At 46.7% G+C, this 20,980-nt stretch carries 15 protein-coding genes; 12 read left to right on the forward strand and 3 right to left on the reverse strand.

The annotated features are described in order from the left end of the window. Positions 1–14: 14 nt before the first annotated feature. From QUB68_RS13700 to QUB68_RS13715, 4 genes are all read left to right on the forward strand, one after another. On the forward strand, positions 15–1,253 hold the full coding sequence (locus QUB68_RS13700; RefSeq protein WP_332993161.1) for a HetZ-related protein: 1,239 nt from the start codon (positions 15–17) through the stop codon (positions 1,251–1,253). A gap of 537 nt (positions 1,254–1,790) precedes the next feature. Further along, entirely contained in the window at positions 1,791–4,253 is a 2,463-nt protein-coding gene (locus QUB68_RS13705; RefSeq protein WP_332993163.1) for a bifunctional serine/threonine-protein kinase/ABC transporter substrate-binding protein, read from the forward strand. Between the two features lie 214 nt (positions 4,254–4,467). Continuing rightward, positions 4,468–6,954: a bifunctional serine/threonine-protein kinase/ABC transporter substrate-binding protein gene (locus QUB68_RS13710; protein WP_332993165.1), complete on the forward strand. Its 2,487-nt coding sequence runs from the start codon at positions 4,468–4,470 to the stop codon at positions 6,952–6,954. Between the two features lie 87 nt (positions 6,955–7,041). Beyond that, the gene (locus tag QUB68_RS13715; RefSeq protein ID WP_332993166.1) at positions 7,042–7,761 is read left to right on the forward strand and encodes a PHP domain-containing protein; all 720 of its coding nucleotides are present in this window, start codon (positions 7,042–7,044) and stop codon (positions 7,759–7,761) included. A gap of 216 nt (positions 7,762–7,977) precedes the next feature. On the opposite strand, the gene QUB68_RS13720 is transcribed toward QUB68_RS13715, so the two are convergent. Together QUB68_RS13720 and QUB68_RS13725 are read right to left on the reverse strand one after the other, a co-directional pair. Then, positions 7,978–9,144, reverse strand: coding sequence for a CO2 hydration protein (locus QUB68_RS13720; RefSeq protein WP_332993168.1), 1,167 nt, complete (start codon positions 9,142–9,144; stop codon positions 7,978–7,980). 133 nt (positions 9,145–9,277) lie between these two features. Then, positions 9,278–10,792 (reverse strand): NADH-quinone oxidoreductase subunit M, encoded by a 1,515-nt coding sequence (locus QUB68_RS13725; protein WP_332993170.1) that lies wholly within the window; start codon positions 10,790–10,792, stop codon positions 9,278–9,280. 128 nt (positions 10,793–10,920) lie between these two features. Here QUB68_RS13725 and QUB68_RS13730 point away from each other — a divergent pair, with 128 nt between their 5' ends. Continuing rightward, positions 10,921–11,532: a Uma2 family endonuclease gene (locus QUB68_RS13730; RefSeq protein WP_332993173.1), complete on the forward strand. Its 612-nt coding sequence runs from the start codon at positions 10,921–10,923 to the stop codon at positions 11,530–11,532. Positions 11,533–11,606: 74 nt separating this feature from the next. Here the strand turns inward: QUB68_RS13730 and QUB68_RS13735 are convergent, their stop codons facing one another. Further along, a complete protein-coding gene (locus QUB68_RS13735; RefSeq protein WP_332993175.1) occupies positions 11,607–13,481 on the reverse strand; it encodes an NAD(P)H-quinone oxidoreductase subunit F in 1,875 nt (624 codons plus the stop codon). A gap of 629 nt (positions 13,482–14,110) precedes the next feature. On the opposite strand from QUB68_RS13735, the gene QUB68_RS13740 reads away from it, so the two are divergent. The 7 genes from QUB68_RS13740 to QUB68_RS13770 all read left to right on the forward strand — a co-directional run bounded on the left by QUB68_RS13740 (position 14,111) and on the right by QUB68_RS13770 (position 20,816). Further along, the gene (locus tag QUB68_RS13740; protein ID WP_006635059.1) at positions 14,111–14,422 is read left to right on the forward strand and encodes a carbon dioxide-concentrating mechanism protein CcmK; all 312 of its coding nucleotides are present in this window, start codon (positions 14,111–14,113) and stop codon (positions 14,420–14,422) included. Positions 14,423–14,530: 108 nt separating this feature from the next. Continuing rightward, positions 14,531–14,872 carry a carbon dioxide-concentrating mechanism protein CcmK gene (locus tag QUB68_RS13745; RefSeq protein WP_006635058.1) on the forward strand — a complete coding sequence of 114 codons (342 nt, stop codon included), beginning with the start codon at positions 14,531–14,533 and terminating at the stop codon, positions 14,870–14,872. Positions 14,873–15,149: 277 nt separating this feature from the next. Further along, positions 15,150–15,455 (forward strand): EutN/CcmL family microcompartment protein, encoded by a 306-nt coding sequence (locus tag QUB68_RS13750; protein ID WP_172186882.1) that lies wholly within the window; start codon positions 15,150–15,152, stop codon positions 15,453–15,455. A gap of 178 nt (positions 15,456–15,633) precedes the next feature. Next, complete coding sequence (locus QUB68_RS13755) at positions 15,634–17,286, forward strand: ribulose bisphosphate carboxylase small subunit (RefSeq protein ID WP_332993178.1); 1,653 nt, start codon at positions 15,634–15,636, stop codon at positions 17,284–17,286. A 389-nt stretch (positions 17,287–17,675) separates the two neighbouring features. Beyond that, the gene (locus tag QUB68_RS13760; RefSeq protein ID WP_332993180.1) at positions 17,676–18,311 is read left to right on the forward strand and encodes a carbon dioxide concentrating mechanism protein; all 636 of its coding nucleotides are present in this window, start codon (positions 17,676–17,678) and stop codon (positions 18,309–18,311) included. Between the two features lie 204 nt (positions 18,312–18,515). After that, a complete protein-coding gene (locus QUB68_RS13765) occupies positions 18,516–19,289 on the forward strand; it encodes a carbon dioxide-concentrating mechanism protein CcmK (RefSeq protein ID WP_332993181.1) in 774 nt (257 codons plus the stop codon). Between the two features lie 471 nt (positions 19,290–19,760). Further along, positions 19,761–20,816: a tetratricopeptide repeat protein gene (locus tag QUB68_RS13770; RefSeq protein WP_332993183.1), complete on the forward strand. Its 1,056-nt coding sequence runs from the start codon at positions 19,761–19,763 to the stop codon at positions 20,814–20,816. Positions 20,817–20,980: the final 164 nt, after the last annotated feature.

The following is a 20,980-nucleotide window of genomic DNA, read 5'->3' on the forward strand; positions in this document are numbered from 1 at the left end:
ACCCGATAAACGCCATGACTGTCAAAACTGCCACCAACACCGTCAACTGCAACACCGCTTCTGCCCTCAACTTCATTCCCGCCACCTCCACCGAACAAACCGCCGAAATCAATACTGTTCCTAGCATCAATATCCTGGCTTTGGCCCAATTCGCCCTCAAAGAATTGGAAGCGTCCATGAAAACTGCCAGCCGCAGCGCTCAAGCAGTGGCGATGCGGATTGCTAAGGAAGTCGAACGGATTTGCCAAAAAAGCGATCGCATCCAAATTTCCGGCGAAGTTGAAGCTTGGCAAATCACCTTGGCCGAGCACCGGTTGCAAAAAACCCTGCAATACTACCGCCTCGGTTCCAAACAAGGCCGCGTCGAACTGCACTCTCACCTCGCGGCAATGATTTACCGCCATGTTGCTTCCTTCCGATCGAACTTGAACTTCCAAGCTCGCTACAACATGATTGAAGACTTTTTGCAAGGCTTTTACATCGAAGCTCTGCGGGCCTTCCGCCGCGAACACCAACTCGATCTCAACTACACGCCCCGCACGCAGATAGAATTGGCTGAGTACATGGCTTTCACTGAACACTACGCCAAGCGCCAAATCGGTTTGCCCGGCCGCAACCGCCAGCGCCTGATCGTGCTTCGCGCTCAAGGATTTGCCAAGGGCCAGCCTCCAGAAACTGCGATCGACATTGAAATGGCTGTAGAGTCGGGCAAGGGAGAAGATGCGGAAATTTACAGCCGCTCTCCGGCGCTGCAACAAGTCCGCGAACAAATGGTTTCGGATACTGTCGATCCGGCTGATGCAGTGCTGCGCGATCGAGTTGTCGCCGAATTGATCGCTTATCTGGAAGCCCAAAATCAGCCCGAATGCGTGAGTTACTTAACTTTAAAATTGCAAGACCTTTCGGCTTCGGAAATCGATCGCGTTCTCGGTTTGTCTTCCCGCCAGCGCGACTACTTGCAACAACGGTTTAAGTACCACGTCGAAAAATTTTCCCGCACTCAAAATTGGAAACTGGTACACGAATGGCTGGGTGCTGATGTCGATCAAAAGCTGGGCATGACTTCCGACAAATGGGAAGCATTTCGCGCTCAACTGTCGCCCCAAATGCAGCAACTGTTGGAAATGAAGCGGAATCAAGAATGCGATAAGGCGATCGCCACTGCGCTCAACTGCACTCCCAAACAAGTCCAAAAACGTTGGGCGCAACTGTTGGATCTGGCAAGCCAGACTCGCAACAGCAGCCAAGCTTAACGGGTGATCCAACATGAACGCAACTGTTTTCTTGAGTTCGGGAAATGCGATCGGGTGCGGCACCGGAACCGGAATGCCCGCCCCGGCCTCCGCTCTCAAATCTACCAGCGCTGCTCAATTATGACCCAAATTATCGCCGCTTTCCGGCAAAGTCAATTTATTAAAACAACATTATTTTTAATATTTTTCATTCCCAGGTTATGCCTGGGAATTTGTTTTTATTAGTTTAATCTGTAGGGTGCGTCAGCTCGTGCCATCTTCTGTACTAATCGAGCAAATCACAAACTGACGCACCTGACTAATATCGTCGCGGTGCGTGAGTATCTAGTCTCGGAGTATGGATTAAAATATTTCTCAAATTCAGACACTTTACAGATAATTTCAAAAATTGCTTGCTGAATCAGGAATTGGTGACAGTTATAGTGTTTTTGATATACACCCAGACAAATTTGATATATTGTCAAGCTGTATCTGGTCGCGAAAAAGCGTATAATCAACATCAAAGACCGGAGCCAGTCAACAGGTGTTGAAAAATATATGTGTCTAGAGTCAGGGCATATCCTCCACGAAAACTACAAAATTATCGATCGGTTGGGACACGGAGGGTTTGCGATAACCTATACGGCTCACGATCTAGGCAGACCCGGAAATCCCGAATGCGTTGTTAAGGAAATTCCTTTTCCGAATGATCGGCGTGTTTTGGACAGAGCAACGGCAAGATTTGAAATGGAAGCTAGCGCTTTGTCTATTGTTGGTAATCACCCGTGCATTCCCCAATTATTCGCCTATTTTATAGAAAATCACAATTTTTACTTAGTTCAAGAATATATTAAAGGACATCAGCTCAAGCAAAAACTTACTCCAGGTCAACAGTGGAATGAGGATCAGGCGATCGCCTTGTTGCGGGAAATTCTGGAAATTTTACAGTTCGTCCATGCAAGAAATATTATTCACCGCGATATTACACCTTCTAACTTAATTCGGCGCGAAACAGATAAAAAAATTGTTTTAATTGATTTTGGGGCTGTTAAAGAAATCAGCACTTTGACGGCTGACTCTACAGGTAGAATATTCACATCGCAGGCGATCGGCACCAGCGGTTATATGTCTCCCGAACAATCAAATGGGCGTACTGCCCATGCTTGTAATGATATTTACTCCGTAGGGATGATCGTGATTCAAGCTCTCACCGGGAAGTATCCGACAGAGCTCAGAAACTACGATTGTGCTGGTGAAATTATCTGGCATGACTCCACGTCCGATCGCACTCCGCTACCAGTGAGTGATGGTCTAAAAAATATTCTCGATCAGATGGTTCGCTTCCACTATATAAATCGATATCAATCTGTGACTGAGGTTTTGCGAGACTTGGATGCGATCGTAACATCGCCTCCATCGCCACCAACACCTCCACCGCCACCAACACCTCCATCGCCACCTACACCTCCATTGCCACCCACACCTCCATTGCCACCTACACCTCCACGATCGCGCTTTCTCTGGCTGCTATTAGTGATTGCGGTAATTGCGGCAGGGGCGATCGTACTTTTACCGATAATTTTTTGCCGGCTAAGCCCGAAAAGTTGCCCATCACCAACTCGGCATCGTGTAGAGGGTATAAGTTCCGGCGAACAACTCCTAACGTCTGCGCTTTGGTCAAAACAAAGAGGAATTAATGAGTTTGCCGACTTAAGATATTCAGAAGCTTTAAAATTGCTCAAACAGTCCTGGCGAGAAGACCGCAGAGACCCAGAAACTTTAATTTACATCAACAATGCTCTGCTGGAGACAATCAAGGCAGAACATTACACGATCGCGATCGTTGTTCCCATCCGCAGAAATCAGGACGGTAGCATGATTAACGCAAGTTTAGCCGAAGAACTGCTGCGTGGCATTGGTCAAGCTCAAACCGAAGTTAATTTAGGTCTCCTTCCCGCCAAGGACAGCAATAAAGATTTTCCCGGTCAAGGCTTTCTCGAACCAAAAGCGATTAAAGGAAAAGGTCTCAAAGTCATCATTGCTGATGACAGAAATGTCATATCCTACGCAAAGGAAAAAGCAAATTACCTAGTCACTCAGCCAGATATTCTAGCAGTTATCGGACACTACACCAGCGACATGACTGTAGAAACAGTAGATATTTACAATCAAAATAAACTGCTAGCTATTTCTTCGGGAAGTACAACAGAAGAACTGACACGCAAACCTCGAAAATTTTTCTTTCGGACAGCACCAACAACTAGCACAGAAGCTGAAGGCTTAGTAAATAAACTGATTGAGGTCGGTGAGAAAAGAGTTGCTGTTTTTTACAATCCCAACAGTCCGTTTAGCGCTTCTTTGTGGGAAGAATTCAAAAAACAATTGGAAGCCAAAGGAGGCTCGACTTTTAGAACCAGTAATTACGACTTATCCAAAGATGATTTTAACGCCGAAGCAGCAATCAAAGAAGTTGAGAAAGCCGGAATAACAGCCATAGCTGTCTTTCCCGATGGTCAAGTTAGTAAGGCTGTAGAAAATGCGATCGCAATGATTAAAGCAAATGACGATCGCAATTGGATTGTTGGGCCTTGGACTCTGTACGAACCGAGAACTTTAGAAGCAGGAAAACAACTAAAGTCTATTGAAAAGCTCGCCGTATCCGTGTTTTGGCATCCGTTAATCAGTTTTGATAAAAAATTTCCAGTTAATGCTGAAAAATTGTGGGGAGGCCCGGTCAATACTCGATCGGCTTTAACCTACGATGCCGCCAAGACGCTGATTAAAGCCTTAGAAATACAGCCAGAACCCAGCCGCGAAGGAATGCAAAAAACCTTAGCATCTCCAGAGTTTAAAGTTGACGGAGCAACGGGTATAATTGAGTTTGACTCGACAACTGGAAATCGGAAAAACACTCCGAAAGCCTTAGCGCACATTGTTCCGTGTGCTAGAGAACAATTTGGTCTTACGTTTGTGCCGATCGAATTTCCGACAGCCGCCGCCGCAGGATTAAAATGCGATTGACATAGCAGAAGTCACCAGTCATCAGTCACCAATCATTAGTCATTAGTAATGGAGAATAGGGAATGAGGAATTAGTCACAGTTATAATAATACATTTATAATGTTTTTGATATCGCTCCAGACAAATATGATCTACTGCCAAGCTGTATCTGGAATCGAAAAAGCGTATAATTAACATTAAAGATCGCAGCCTGTCAAGAGGAGTTGGGAAATATATGTGTGTCAACTTAGGGCATATCCTGCGCGAAAGCTACCAAATTATCGCTCCGTTGGGATGCGGAGGGTTTGCGATCACCTACACGGCTAACGATCTCAGCAGACCGGGAAATCCCCTGTGCGTTGTTAAAGAAATTCCTTTTCCCCGATCGAACGATCCGCGCGTTTTGGAGATGGCAAGGAGGCGATTTGAAAGGGAAGCTAGCGCTTTGCGCCGTCTCGGCAATCACCCCTGCATTCCCGCATTATTCGCTTGCTTTGAAGAAAATGACCATTTTTACTTAGTTCAAGAATACGTTCAAGGACATCCGCTCAGTCAAGAACTCGCGGCGGGCGATCACTGGAGTGAGAAAAAAACTGTTGCCTTGTTGCGAGAAATTCTGGAAATTTTAAAGTCCGTCCATAAAGAAAATATTATTCACCGCGATCTTACACCTTCTAACTTAATTCGGCGAGAAACAGATCAAAAAATTGTTTTGATTGATTTTGGGGCGGTCAAAGAAATCAGCACTTTTACGGCTAACTCTACGGGTGAAATATTAACATCGCAGGCGATCGGCACCAGCGGTTATATGCCTCCGGAACAATACAATCCCCGGTCAGTCCCGCAACCCTACAACGACATTTACGCCGTAGGAATTATCGCCATCCAAGCTCTCACCGGCAAACGTCCCACCAATCTGCCACAAGACCCCGAAACTTGTGAAATTGTCTGGGATTATTCGACGCCCGATCGCCCTGCGGTACAAGTTAGCGACCGTCTCAAAACTATTTTAACCAAGATGGTACGCTTCGACTTTAAAGAGCGCTACCAATCTGTTTCTGAAGTTTTGCAAGAATTGGATGCGGCTGATGAAGTTTTGCCAGAGTCGAATTCGTCGCCGACAAACCCAAACCCCCGGTTACTCAAAGCTGGGCGGATGTTGCGCCAGCACAATCGCAGGCCTGCGCTGTTAGGCGTTGCGGGAATTGCGGCAGGGTTGGCGATCGTACTTTTAATCCGCATACTTTCCCAGCCACCCGCCACGCCTAAAGCCTCTCCAGAAATTGTCGGCGAAAAAACACCAATCTCCGAGCGCACACCCTCTCCAGATGGTGTAAGTTCCGGCGAAAAACTCCTAGTACAAACCTCCGCCCTTTGGTCAAAACAAAGGGGAATTAATGAGTTTGCGGAATCAAATTATTCAGAAGCTTTAAAATTGCTCAAGCAGTCTTGGCGAGACGACCGCAGAGACCCCGAAACTTTAATTTACATGAACAATGCTCTGCTGAAATCAATCAATGCAGACTATTACACGATCGCAATTGTTGTTCCCATCCGCAGAAAGGATGACGGTAGCATTCTCAACGCAAATTTAGCCGAAGAACTGCTGCGCGGCCTTGCTCAAGCTCAAACCGAAGTTAATTTAGGTCTCCTTCCCGCCAAGGACAGTAATAAAGATTTTCCAGGTCAAGGCTTTCTCGAACCAAAAGCTATTAAAGGAAAAGGTCTCAGAGTCATCATCGCGGATGATGGCAATATCAAATCCTACGCTGTGAAAAGAGCAAATTCTCTGGTGGCTCAACCCGATATTATAGCAGTAATCGGACACTACACCAGCGACATGACAGTGGAAACAGTAGATATTTACAATCAAAATAAACTGGTCGCTATTTCTCCAGGAAGTACAACAGAAGAACTAACGCGCAAACCTCGAAAATTCTTCTTTCGGACGGCTCCGACAACCAGTATAGAAGCTGAAGGTTTAGTAAATCAACTGCTGTCAGTCGGTCAGAAAAAAGTTACCGTTTTTTACAATCCCAACAGTCCCTTCAGCGCTTCTTTATGGGAAGAATTCAAAAAGCAATTTGAAGCCAAAGGAGGCTCGACTTTTAGAACCAGTAATTACGACTTATCCAAAAATGATTTTAACGCCGAAGCAGCAATGAAAGAAGTTGAGAAAGCCGGAAAAACAGCCATAGCTGTCTTTCCCGATGGTCAAGTTACTAAGGCTGTAGAAAATGCGCTAGAAATGATTAAAGCTAACGGCGATCGCAATTGGATTGTCGGGCCTTGGACGCTGTACGAACCCAGAACTTTAGAAGTAGCAAAACAGCTAAAATCCGTTGAAAAGCTCGGCATATCCGTGTTTTGGCATCCGACAATCAGTTTTGACCAAAAGTTTCCGGTCAACGCTGAAAAATTGTGGGGAGGCCCGGTCAATACTCGATCGGCTTTAACCTACGATGCTGCCAAAACCCTGATTAAAGCCCTAGAAATCCAGCCAGAACCCAGCCGCGAAGGAATGCAAAAAACCTTAGCCTCTCCTGATTTTAAAGCTGATGGAGCCACCGGTATAATTGAATTTGACTCGACAACGGGAAATCGGAAAAACCCTCCTAAACGAGTGGCGCACATTGTGCCTTGTGCTAGAGAACAATTTGGCCTGACTTTTGTGCCGATCGAATTTCCCACAGCCGCAGCCGCAGGTTTAAAATGCGACTAACGCTTTGTAGTGTGGGTATCAGACCCCAACAATTCAATAAAAAATTAGATATAGTGAACAAAGCTAGTTTTTTTTATAATAATGCTTATGACGGTCAATCTCGCTTCCTCAACAAGTTCTAGCCTCAAACCAGAAGCCCAAAATATCTCAGCACTCAAACAAGTCTTGCAGACGATTGATGCCGATAGCTGTCCGGGTTCCTATAACTTCCACCTGCACACAGTCTACTCCGACGGGCGATTGCAGCCAGAGAAATTGATGGAACAAGCCATAGCCGGAGGCCTCAAAGGCTTCGCTATCACCGACCACCACAGCGCCAAAGGCTACATTCAAGCTCAAATTTGGCTGGATAATTGGAAATTAAACAATCGCGACAGCAACATCGCAGCACCAAGTCTTTGGACAGGCGCTGAATTCAATGCTGAATTGCTCAACAACGAGGTACACATTCTCGCTTACGCCTTCGATCCGCAACATCCCAGTCTCACACCTTACTTGCGTGGTAAAGCTACTGAAGGTAGCGCTTATTATGCAGCAGCCAGGGTAATTGAAGCGATTCACGAAGCAGGAGGTTTAGCAGTTCTAGCACATCCTTGCCGCTATCGATCGACCGCAGATAAACTCATCCCACAAGCAGCCTGTCTCGGCATTGACGGCGTAGAAACTTACTATGCTTATACTAATCCCAATCCTTGGAAACCGAGTCCCAAACAAACTGCTTTAGTTAAAGACTTAGCAGAAACTTATGGTTTGCTGGGAACTTGCGGAACTGATTCTCATGGCCTGAGTCTTTTAGTCCGAATCTAGATAATTCGGGAATAACGAAGCAGGAGGCGATCGCACCATAAGATGTGTAAGGTGCGTCGCTATGAGATTGTCGATTAAATTCACAGATTTTTAGTAGCGACACACCCTACGAAATACTTTGGGAATTGGGAATTGAGAATTGGTAATTGGGAATTGGTAATTGCTGCCAATGACTACTGCTTTCCTGTCAACTGTCAACTGTCAACTGTCAACTGACTAACGTTCCGGGAACAACTGACAAGCCATGATAGTTGGCTGATTTGCCCAATCTAATCGAGAATTGCTAAATCGATCCATCCAACCTTCTAAATAAGCCCGATTAGCCTTTTTCTCCTCTGGATCGGAGGTATTCATTGGATGAGGTGCTAGACCGAAAATAGTCGCTGTCGTCACGCAAAACATTGACTTCTGAAAACTCTGGCAAATTTGCACCCGCACATCATCTTCGCCGCGACAGTTACTGCGGTAAACTTCGTGCAAATAATCTGGCAGAAAATGCCGCATATCTTGCATCAATTGAGTTGGGGGAATCCCTGCACCTCCGATCGGCAAAGGATCGGCAAATAAAGCCCCATAGTTAAATTCTCCCTGGTTTTCGGGGATTTGATGCGCTTGGGCGTTGTAGGAAACTACTCCAAAAAACGCTGTTCCACGAAAGAAAATTGACTCTACATAAGGCACTGCTACATCTGGTAAAAATGTCAAGCCCGCCGCCGCCGGAATGATATCGTAGACTTGACCGCTAATCTTGACGGTGTAGGTAATTGGTAGACTGGCGGCGCCCACCAAACCTGCTAAGACGAAATCTACTATATCTGCGATCGACTTAATTGTCCCGGCTTCGTAGCGATCGGATAAATCAATAAACAAATCGCTCATTACCCGCCAAAACTGCCCCAAACCAGTGTAATAAGCCAGCATCCGCACTTGTTCCGGCAAAAAATTAGGAAATATTTTGTGGAGTCCCTGCATCATAAAATCGCCTTTCAATTTAGCTGCGATCGCCTTTTCGGCCAAACTGCTAAATTCCGGGGAATCCAAATAACTGTCCAAACCGCCGCCGCCGTGCCAAAGCATGGTTCTCATGCAATACTCAGCATACTCAAAATTAATCCGGTCATGGGACAAATGGCGCAGCAATTTCGGCAGCGTCACCTCGCCGTTGAAATATTTAAAAAACGGGAAAAGCACTAAAAATTGTTCTTGGGCGATGTAGTTAAGATTGCGGGAGTAGGCATCGAGAACTATAGCGTAACTTTTGAGAACGCCGACAACTTCTACTACATTTTCCGGAGATTCAGGTAGCAAAGCTTTGCCTGATTCCAAGATGTCAATGTAGGCGGCCAGGGGATGGGTAGACGGTTTTAATACGGTACTTGTCATTTTAGTTCAACCTTAATTGAATAACTATTTTCTTACCAAAAAAGTCAGAATTCAGAGTAATGTTTGTAGTGAGGACTTTAGTCCTCAGAAGTTTATAAGGACTAAAGTCCTCACTACAAACTTATGGAATATTTCACTCCAAGTTTTGAGCAAGTTGTTGAACTTGCGCTGGCACATTCGATACTAAACCGATCGCAGTTTTCTCGCTCAAGCCAATTAAAACTCCCGGCTGTATTCCCATGATGGCGATAATTACTGCTAAAACCAGCGAAGGAATGCGATCGCCCCAGCGGACTTGCGGCAAATTCACCACCAAATCGGAAAGGCGGCCGAAAAAGGCGCGGTTGACCATAATTAAAAAGTAAACTGAAGTCAAACCAGTGCCGATCATGCAGAGCAAAGTTTGCACGGGAAACACTGGTAAACTGCCCCGAAATATCAAAAATTCAGCAATAAATCCCGCCAAACCCGGAATGCCGGCACTCGCCATCACGCCGAGGATCATTAAACTGCCAATCATCGGCAAACCGCGATCGGGATTGAACAAACCTTTGAGCACATCGATGTTGCGGCTGCCGGATTTTTTGTAAACAATGCCGACACTCAAAAATAGTAGCGCCGAGATTAAACCGTGGCTGATCATTTGCAATACTGTTCCCAGCATACTAATCGGAGTCGCGGCGGCGCTGGCTAACAAAATGTAGCCCATGTGAGCGATCGAACTATAAGCTACAATTTTTTTCATATCTTTTTGGGCGATCGCGCAACTAGCCCCGTAAAGCACACTCACCACCGCCCAACTCGCCAACCAAGGCGCCGCCACCGCCCACGCATCGGGAAACAAACCCAAACCAAAGCGTAGCATCCCGTAGGTTCCCAGCTTCAACAGCACCCCCGCCAGCAGCACCGAAACAGGAGTCGAAGCTTCTACGTGAGCATCCGGCAGCCAAGTATGAAAAGGCACCAAAGGGATCTTAATTCCAAAAGCCAGCAACACCCCAGCCAGCAACACAATTTGTCTTACCAAAGGTAATGGCGAGCCTCCTTGCAAATGCGATGCACCGGCTGCACCAACCATATCGAAACTAGAAGCACCACTGAGCCAAACCACACCCAAGAAAGCAGCCAGCAAGACAATCCCTGAAAATGCAGTATAGATTAAAAACTTAGTAGCAGCATAACCCCGACGCTCCCCTCCCCAAATCGCAATTAACAGGTAAAGCGGAATCAATTCTACCTCGAAAAACAGGAAGAATAGCAGCAAATTTTGAGATAAGAAAGCTCCTGTGACACCGCCAGTAATTAACAGCATCAAAGAATAATAAAGTCGAGGTCTGCGGATCGACTCATCCGTCGCGTAAATAGCTACCCCTGTCAGTAGAGTATTTAAAATTACCAAAGGCAGAGACAAACCATCAACGCCGAGATTGTAATTCAATCCCAAAGTATCTATCCAAGGAATAAATTCCGAGAACTGCAACTGACTCGTACTGGCATCAAACTGAGCTGCCAAAATCACCGAGAGAATAAAAGTTACGCCCGCAATGGCGATCGCAGCATTCCGAACTATTTTAGAACCGATCGCACCGGGCCAAAACCCAATCAGAGCAGCCGCTAACATAGGTATCCAGATTAAAGCACTGAGCATCAATTAAAACTTTCCTTTATTACACAGTTTTTAGAACTATATTTAACCTTAACGCAAACCAACTGCATAAAAAAGCGATCGGCCCATTTTCTTGTTAACATAGATGCAAATGTCTTTGGAATCGTCCTATGACCTCAATTATTACCGATCGAGAAAATTTGCAAATTCAATCCGGTTCTCCTTCCACGCGCCTCACAGTTGCCCACTTGGAACAAGTGCAAGCTATACTCTCGGAAGCACATCTAGACTACCAACTCGAACTGGTAGACGGGAAGATTATCGTTACGGGCCCATCAGACATTGTATCGAGCGAAATAGGGGCCGAGTTTGCCAGTCTTTTACTCAACTGGGTCAAGCCCCGGAAACTCGGACGAGTTTTTGAGTCGAGTGGCGGGTTTATTCTTCCCAATTCCAACCTTACAGCACCCGATGTTTCTTTTGTGTTAGCGGAACGTCTCAAACAAAGCAAACGGTATTTTGCCGAAATGGTTCCAGATTTAGTTGTAGAAATCAAGTCTCAGTCCGATCGCCTCAAACCCCTCCGAGACAAAATTCTATCATTTATCGAAAACGGAGCGAAAGTAGGAATTTTAATCGATCCAGACAAACACACCGTAACCATTTACACTCCGACAGCCGAGCCAGTTGTATTGAGAGACGGCGACATGATTTCAATACCCGAACTTTTACCCGGTTGGGAAGTTCCGGTTGTGGAATTATGGCCGATAGACTTTGAATAAAATCCGAGAAAAGCAGACAAACCCCAAAGAAATTCATCTGCGTTTATCCCCGTTCATCTGCCAACATCTGCGGTTCAAAACTGCCAAATAATCAGCCCCAACAACCCAGCAACCCCGCCCGCAATAGTCAACACATAAAACTGCGACTGACCGGTGCCGCTGTACTTCAACCCTTCGCCGCTGAAAATTGTGGCAAAACCGAACAAATTAACCGCCCCATCTACCACATACTTGTCAGTCCAAGCGCTGATTTTAGCAATAGAAGCCACCGCCCAAACCACAGTCAAGCGGTAAACTCGATCGATATAAAAGTCGTAAGCAAACAAATTCTGCACCGCTGGAATCGGCAGCCGTACTGGTCTAGGTAAAACACCGTACCAATAAATCGCCACCCCAACCGCAACGCCAATCAACCCAGATAACACCAACAGCGGAGTATCCAGAGTCTTCAACAGCAAATTTAAAGTATCAAAATCCCCAGTTGTCGCCCAAGGCCCAGTCCAACTAATTAACAGTTGCCACCGCTGCAAAATCCAAGGCACCAACAGCCCAATCACCGTCAAAATTACCATCGGTAAAGCCATCGGCCAACCGACTTCTGGAGCTCTGCGACTTTTGGGCTGCGGTTTTCCGACAAACACTAAACCGAATACGCGAGTTAAATTTAGCGCCGTCAAACCGTTAACTAAAAGCAGCACAACTACTAGCCACAAAGGCACTGTCCAAAAACCGTTGAGCCAGCGCCGCATTACCCAAAAGTTGCCCATCGGCAATAGCGCTACCATCCCCGCAGCGCCTACTAAATAAGCCGTAGTGGTGGCAGGCATCTTCGACCACAGCCCACCCATTTCTGTTAAATCTTGAGTCTGAGTTGTGGTAATAATTGACCCTACGCTCATGAATAATAGTGCTTTGGCGATCGAGTGCGCGAACAGCAACAGCAAAGCAATGTCAGTGTGATTCTGCCCCACGGCGATAAACACTAAACCCATTGAAGCGCTGGTAGAATGCGATAGTGTTCTTTTGATGTCGATTTGGGCGATCGCCACCAATGAAGCGCCAACCGCCGTCACCGCACCCAAAACCACCAGCACCGCATCAGTCACCGGCGACAGCGCTAAAACAGGCTGAAGTTTAATCAAAACATAAGCCCCAGCGCCCACAACCACCGTATTCCGCATAATCGAAGCCGGGTTGGGCCCTTCCATCGCCTCATCGAGCCACAAGTGAAACGGAAATTGAGCGCACTTGGCTGTAGGTGCGGCGATTAAAGCTAAACCTAAAAGAGTTGCAACTAAAGGAGACAACGTTGCAGTTTCCGCCCATGCTTCCAAATCGGAAAAATTCAAACTTCCGGCTAAAGTGGAAAGCGTCACTACTCCCATCAGCAGCGGCACGTCTCCGACACGCTTTGTTAAAAACGCATCTCTAGCCGCTGTTACTACCAGCGGTTGAGCGTACCAAAACCCGACTAGCAGGTAAGTTGAAAGCGTCAGCATTTCTAGCAAAGCGTAAGTTAGCAGCAGCGAGTCGCTAATCGCAATGCCGCTAATTGCCGCTTCAAAAAAACCGAGCAGCCCAAAAAATCGAGCTAGCGCCCAGTCTTTTTCCATGTAGCCGAGAGCGTAAATTTGTGCTAGCAAACTCAGAACAGAAACTAACTCCATTGCTCCGACGCTGGTCGTGGAGATTTCTATGGCAAAAGACAAATCTAAGTCTGCTGCTTGCACCCAGTGCACCAGCAACTGTTGGGGTGGTCGATCCCAAGTTGCTGTAAAAATAACTGACCCGTGGATGAAAGCCAACACACTCATCAGCAAATTGAAGTAAGCCGCTGGTCTGGGCCCTGTTCTACGAACGGTTCCGGTAGACCATGGCAAAGTTAAAATTGCGCCTATTAAGCCATATAAAGGTACCCACCAACAGGCTTGGAGGAGAAATTCAGTCATTTAATTTATCCCTGAAACTTCAAATTACTGGCTGTCTTTATAGAAAAGCAGTCGTGTCGTGCGATCGCGCCACACTCTAAAACTTTGATTAAACCAGACCTTAATAGTTCTGGCAAAATAATTTGCACCTAAAATTAACTATACATTAAAGCATCAAAACTGATAATTTTCTCCCTAGAAAAATACATCTTTCTCAGAATCGGCACTCACTGAAAAAAAACGCCCGCCGCTGGGCCAAGACTGCCTTTTTTGCCAGTTTCCCCGCGATCCCCCCCCTTGAAATCCCCAAGTTTCCCGACAGCGAGATCCCCCGCCTTCACCCACCGAACTCTAGTTTACAGGTATTTGTACTTACTTGACTCCCCGAGCGCCGCCCGCATCTACTCCGCTCTATATTAAGATTATTAAATAAATATTAAATTATTTTAAGTAACATAAAATTTTTTAATTTTTGTTATTAAACATTATGATGTTAGTTTATATTGTCAAGGTGGACAGCTTGCCCTATTCTTATAGTATAGGAAGCTTTACACTGCATTCCTAAATAATGTGGGCCTCCCCGTCCAAATTTTTAGATTTCTGAAAGATTTGTAACGGTAATTTCACTAATCCTCAAAGGAGATTCAAAAATGTCAATTGCCGTGGGAATGATTGAGACAAAAGGTTTCCCCGCTGTTGTGGAAGCTGCCGACGCTATGGTCAAAGCTGCTCGCGTTACCCTCGTGGGCTATGAAAAAATTGGCAGCGCCCGCGTCACCGTAATTGTGCGCGGCAACGTGTCGGAAGTTCAAGCCTCAGTTGCAGCAGGAGTGGAGTCCGTCAAGCGGGTGAACGGCGGAGAAGTCGTCTCTACCCACATCATCGCTCGCCCCCACGAAAACCTAGAATACGTTCTGCCGATTCGTTATACAGAAGCAGTAGAACAGTTCCGAGGCTACTAAGTTTTTAGCACACTGAAATTTCGTTTGACGAAATGTTTGACGAAAAGCAGTGCGATCGTCAAACATTAACACTTTAGTTCCCCAAATATTCAATCAGGAGTAAAACCAATGGCAATTGCAGTTGGCATGATCGAAACCTTAGGCTTCCCCGCAGTGGTAGAAGCTGCTGACGCGATGGTCAAAGCAGCCCGCGTCACCTTAGTAGGCTACGAAAAAATCGGTAGCGCTCGCGTTACGGTCATTGTAAGAGGAGATGTCTCGGAAGTGCAAGCTTCCGTCGCCGCCGGAGTAGAGTCAGTGAAGCGCGTTAACGGCGGACAAGTGATGTCCACCCACATTATCGCCCGCCCTCACGAAAACTTGGAGTACGTGCTACCCATTCGCTACACCGAAGCTGTAGAACAGTTCCGCGAAGGCGTGAGCGGCATTCGCCCCCTCAACAGATCTTAATACGCGATCGAGGCTGTTAGGGGCATTTGGTAATTAAAAATTAAAAATCACAAATTAAAAATCGCGATGTTTTTGATTTAGCATTTTTAATTTTTAATTAAGGCGGGCATGGGATATTGGTTATTAGTCATGAGTCACGAGTCATTAGTCATTAGTCATTAGTTACTAGACGAAAAATTCTAAAATGAAGACATGGGACTGAATAAAGCTCATAAAAAAAAGACAAGTGACGGTGAAAAAATGACGATTACCAATTACCAATTACCAATTACCTAAAATGCAAATGGCCAAAGTTCTCGGCACAGTTGTCAGTACCCAAAAAGAGCCGACGCTGAGAGGATCGAAATTTCTACTGCTGCAATTCATCGATGAAGAAGGTTCGCCAGTTCCCGGCTATGAGGTAGCCGCTGACTGTGTGGGCGCTGGTATAGATGAATGGGTTTTAGTGACCCGCGGCAGCGCAGCCCGGATCGCGCCGGGGAGCGAAAACCGTCCGATCGATGCTCTAGTAGTAGGCATTATAGATACTGTCAATGTAGAAAATCGCCTCATTTACAGTAAAAAAGACGACCCATACCGCTAGTTGACAGTTGACAGTTGACAGTTGACAGTTGACAGTTGACAGTTGACAGTTGGCAGTGAACAGTGAACAGCTAACAGCTAACAGTGAACAGTTGACAGTGAACAGTGAACAACTAACAACTAACAACTAACAACTAACAACTAACAAAAAAAATTTTCAGCTTAGGAGAACTTAATTTATGGCAGCCCGCAGCGTTGCGGCTCCCCCGACGCCTTGGTCGAAAAACTTGGCTGAGCCGAAAATTCACGACACCGCCTACGTACATTCCTTTTCTAACATTATTGGGGATGTGCATATCGGTTCAAATGTGATGATTGCCCCCGGGACATCTATCCGCGCCGATGAAGGCACTCCGTTTTTTATCGGATCGGGAACCAATATTCAAGACGGAGTAGTGATTCACGGCCTAGAACAAGGCAGAGTCGAAGGAGACGACGACAAATCCTATTCCGTGTGGGTGGGGAAAAATACTTCCCTCACTCACATGAGTTTAATTCACGGCCCGGCCTACGTGGGCGACGAGTGCTTTATCGGCTTTCGCTCTACGGTGTTCAACGCCAGAGTAGGAAACGGCTGCATTGTCATGATGCACGTGCTAATTAAAGATGTGGAGATTCCCCCCGGTAAGTACATACCTTCGGGAGCCATCATCACTAATCAGCAGCAAGCCGATCGCCTGCCTGACGTTCAAGATTCAGATGTTAAATTTGCGACCCACGTCATCGGCATCAATGACGCTCTAAGAACGGGTTATCGCTGCGCTGACAACATCGCTTGTCTAGCACCAATTCGCAACGAGCAAGCTAAAAACCCAAATATCACTCAAATGAATTATTCTACCCAAACCGGCACCCAATTGAGTTCTTCTCTAGCCGATAGCATCCGCAATTTACTAGCCCAAGGATACAGCGTGGGAGCAGAACACGCCGACGCGCGCCGCTTCCGCACCGGTTCTTGGCGCACTTGCGGCCCGATTTCCTCAACCCGCGAATCTGAAGTAGTCGCGGCTTTGTCAGCTTGCATGGCTGACCACCAAGGAGAATACGTCCGCTTGATCGGGATTGACACCAAAGCCAAGCGCCGCGTACTAGAAGAAATCGTCCAAAGACCGGGAGACAACGGCTCTAACGGCTCTAACGGTGCGAAAACTCACCAATCTAACGGTAAAGTTGCACAAGCTGCCAACCACAATGGCGGTTCCGTGTCCAGCGGAAAATTGAGTGCCGAAACAGTGGCTCAGGTTCGCGGCTTGCTAGCTCAAGGCTACAAGGTGGGGACGGAACACGCCGATGCGCGCCGCTTCCGTACCAGTTCTTGGCAAAGCGGGGCTTCGGTGCAAACCAGAAACGAATCTGAGGCGATCGCCGCTTTAGAATCTGTGATGAACCAGTACCCAGGCGAATACGTGCGCTTCATCGGGATTGACCCGAAAGCCAAGCGGCGCGTAGTTGAAGAAATTATTCAGCGTCCCGACGGCCCGGTTGCTCAATCGGCTCAGCCGGCTGCAACCTCGGGATTCAAAGCAGGGAAAATTAAAGAAGCTTACACAGGTTCGGTCGCCAGCAGCGGCATCTTGACCGGCAAGACGATCGACCAAATCCGCAACCTGCTCTCCCAAGGCTACAAAATTGGCACGGAACACGCCGACGCGCGCCGTTTCCGTACCGGTTCTTGGAGTAGTTGCGCGCCGATCGCCTCCAACCGCGAATCCGAAGTAATTTCGGCTCTCGAAAGCTGTCTCAAAGAACACAGCGGCGAGTACGTCCGCTTGCTCGGTATCGACTCTAAGGCCAAGCGCCGGGTGCTCGAAGAAATTATCCAGCGCCCTTAAGAAGGCCTGGTAATTAAATGGTTTCTCCCGTTAAGTTCTCGCGTTGGGCTGGCGGGAGAATCAGCCCTGCGATTTAAGTTGGATTTTAGATAGTTAGAAGCTTCGATTGAGAACTTTTGGTCAAAATTTATGATTTTCGGAAACTTTAGAGAAAATCTTAAAGCATGAACAAAACTTATTCAAAAACTGGTTGGATGCGTTACTTATGTGGGTAAGGTGCGGTGTGCTTCGCCCTACGTAATTAGGTTGATCCTAAGTTCAGATCGAGCTTTTCAGTATTAGTAAATTCTCGTTTCTTAGATGGATATGGTTTAATTTTATCAGTCTAGAAAACGGATAATTTAAAGTCATTTAATCTAAAATCATAGATCTTTTCATGGTGAAGTTGAATGTATTTATCGCCACTGCAATTAAGTAGCAACTCTCAGATTTTGATGAGTGGCGATGTGGTTGTAAATGAAGGTGCGGCGATCGCCCCAGGAGTCATCCTGCAAGCAGATCCGGGCAGCCGGATCTCGATCGCCGCCGGTGCCTGCATCGGCATGGGAGTTATCCTTCACGCCCGCGAAGGTAATCTGGACATCGAGGCGGGCGTGATTCTGGGTGCAGGAGTGTTGGTGGTAGGTGCGGGGACGATCGGTGCCAATGCCTGTATTGGCTCGGCGGCGACGCTGATTAATCCTTGTATTCCTCAAATGCAAATTTTGCCAGCAGGCTCTGTGATGGGAGATAGCAGCCGCCAAGTTGCAGCAGAAACAACCGCAGAAGCGGAAACTCCGTCCGCTACTGCCCCATCGGTCGATCGACCGATCGAGCCGCCGTCAGACACCGCCCAAACACCGCCGGAGACTCCCGCAGAGCCGCCGTCAGACACCGCACCGCCGCCCACCCAACCAGGGGAGACGCCAACTATTTTGTACGGCCAAGCTCACATCAATCAGTTGCTGGGAACGCTGTTTCCGCACCGGCAAGCTTTTAATCGATCGCAAGAAAACGGTCAAACTCTCTCGGGCGGTTCCGGGTAGCGGTCATTTCAGCAAAAGGCAGCTATGCTGAAGGCAGAATCGAAAAATATAAATAGGTAATCTGATATTATTGGTAGCTCAACAATTTTTAATACCTTGCAGCAGAAATGTGTGTCTTGCAGCTCGTGCAGTCTGTCTTCTCATCTGAGAAACTAAAACTATCAACAAATTTTTATTTTTGGAAGTTTCTAAGGGTAATAGAAGATGGACGGACAAACAGATAATCATAGTAGCGAATCGCATTCGCAGCATCAGGAATACTTCAAAGACACTGCTTTGGGTTTGGTATCAACCAAGAGTTTTCCGGCAATTGTCGGGACTGCTGACATGATGCTGAAGTCGGCAGGGGTGATTTTAGTAGGATACGAAAAAATTGGTTCCGGTCACTGTACGGCTATTGTCCGCGGCAGAATTTCCGACGTGCGTTTGGCTGTGGAAGCCGGAGCTCAGACTGCTGAACAGTTCGGACAGTTTGTTTCTAAGTTGGTGATTGCTAGACCTTTGGCTAATTTGGAAGTGGTTTTGCCGATCGGCTTTCGCCTGACTCAACTGTCGGAAAGCGGCAGTTTTTCTCGGCTGAGCAATCAGGCGATCGGTTTGCTCGAAACGCGGGGATTTCCGGCAATGGTCGGTGCTTGCGATGCTATGCTCAAATCCGCAGACGTACACTTGGCCGCCTACGAGAAAATTGGCGCAGGTTTGTGCACGGCAATTATTCGCGGTGCAGTCGCAGATGTCGCAGTAGCGGTAGAAGCGGGGATGTACGAAGCTGAGCGCATTGGCGAGTTGAACGCGGTGATGGTAATTCCGAGGCCTTTGGAAGATTTGGAACAAACTTTGCCGCTGGCGAGTTGCTGGATAGAACAGCGTCAACCTGTGATGATGCCTATCTCTGTTAAGGAAAAGGAACAAGAATTGATCGAACTTCCAGATTTGGAAAAATTGACTGTATATGTGGAAGAGGAAATCAATCGATAATTGGTAATCTATCGTCGGTAATCGGTAATTAGGCAACAAAATTTTGTAGAGACGTGCTGCGGTAAATACTGAGACGAAGTTTGACCATCAAGATATAATTTTTACTCTGGCGGAGTACGTGAAAAATGTATGCGCTCGTAGCTGCGTCAAGCTGAATTTGGCTATCGAGCGTGTCGCATCCGCATTGAGAGACACAGAGTACCAACCAAAACTTGATTTTTCAGCGAAAGTCGATCGGGTAAACAATCGAACAGACGAAGTAAATCCAGCCGAGATTCAGCCTCTTTCCACAGGATTCAACTGCTGTTAAGATCAACCTAAAATCCTGTTTCGGGTAGATTTCCCTCGAATACGTCTAGAGTTAGCCTGAGTGCAGGTAGATACTCTTTCCACAGATTAACTGCTGTCGAACTCAACACTGAGTGCAAAGAAATCAATCCCCAGAATCAAGCAAGGAATGAAAGTTGACCTATGAACCTCACAGAATTGAACCTCAAGCATTTTTACAAGCGCGGTTTGCACAGCGCCAAGAAAGGCAACTACGAAGCAGCACTTCAGGACTTCGATCAGATACTCCAAGTCAATCCCGCCGATGCCAAAGCCTATAACAATCGCGGCTTGGTTTACTATTACATGAAAGACTACCAGAAAGCGATCGCCGACCTCAGCCAAGCCCTAGATATCAATCCTAATTTGTTCGAGGCATACTTGAATCGAGGCAATGCTTGGCGCCATCTCGGAGAAAACGACAAAGCCATTGACGATCTCAACTGCGCTTTAGTAAGCAAGCCTGACAGCCACGCTATCTACAACAACCGGGGACTCGTACTTGCTAATTTAGGACACTACGAAGAAGCAATTCAAGACTACAATCAAGCTCTCTCTATCAATTCCAACAATTATAAAACCTATTACAACCGGGGTCGCGCTTACTACCTATTGGGAGAAAAAGAGGCAGCAACGGAGAACTTTAACGAAACGCTGCGGTTGAATCCTAGATATATCAAAGCTTACATAAATCGCGGTCTCTCTTACCACCAACTAGGAGACAATACGCAGGCGATCTCCGATTACAACACAGCACTCGGCATCGATCCAAACAATGTTTATGCCTATTATAACAGAGGATGCGTTCGCTATAAATTAAAACAAATGCAGTTGGCAATTGAGGACTTTAACAAAGCAGTGGAACTCGATCCGAACTACGTTAAAGCGTATCTCAATCGGGGTTTAGCGCTGTACAAACTCGGAGATGTGGCGACAGCAAACAAGGATTTTTACCACGTAATGTGCCTTAATGCGGAAGCTTATCTATACTATCAAGCCCAGCGGTGCACGCCTGATATTAATTCCTACTTCAAGGAAGCGCCGCAGATGGAACATAATAATGCTGTCGAATACTACAACACAACATTAAATACAATGTCAACTTCCTTAAGTTCCGCAGCATTAAACGCGGTCTGGAATCAAGAAGATTTGGAGAACCGAGACTCGATTATATGTGAAGGTGAATTTCTCAACGAGTAAATTTGTCAGTAGTCAGTTGCCATTAGTCCTTAGACTTATGGCATAAATCTTTGAGCGACAGGGAAACTGCAGATGCAACGCACAGGCATTTAAACCCACATTTCGCACCCCCCAACGGGCAGCATACACCGATTGAGTAGATCAAAGTGAATCCTCCGAGACAA

It is taken from the genome of Microcoleus sp. A006_D1, assembly GCF_036702805.1.
Classification (GTDB): domain Bacteria; phylum Cyanobacteriota; class Cyanobacteriia; order Cyanobacteriales; family Microcoleaceae; genus Microcoleus.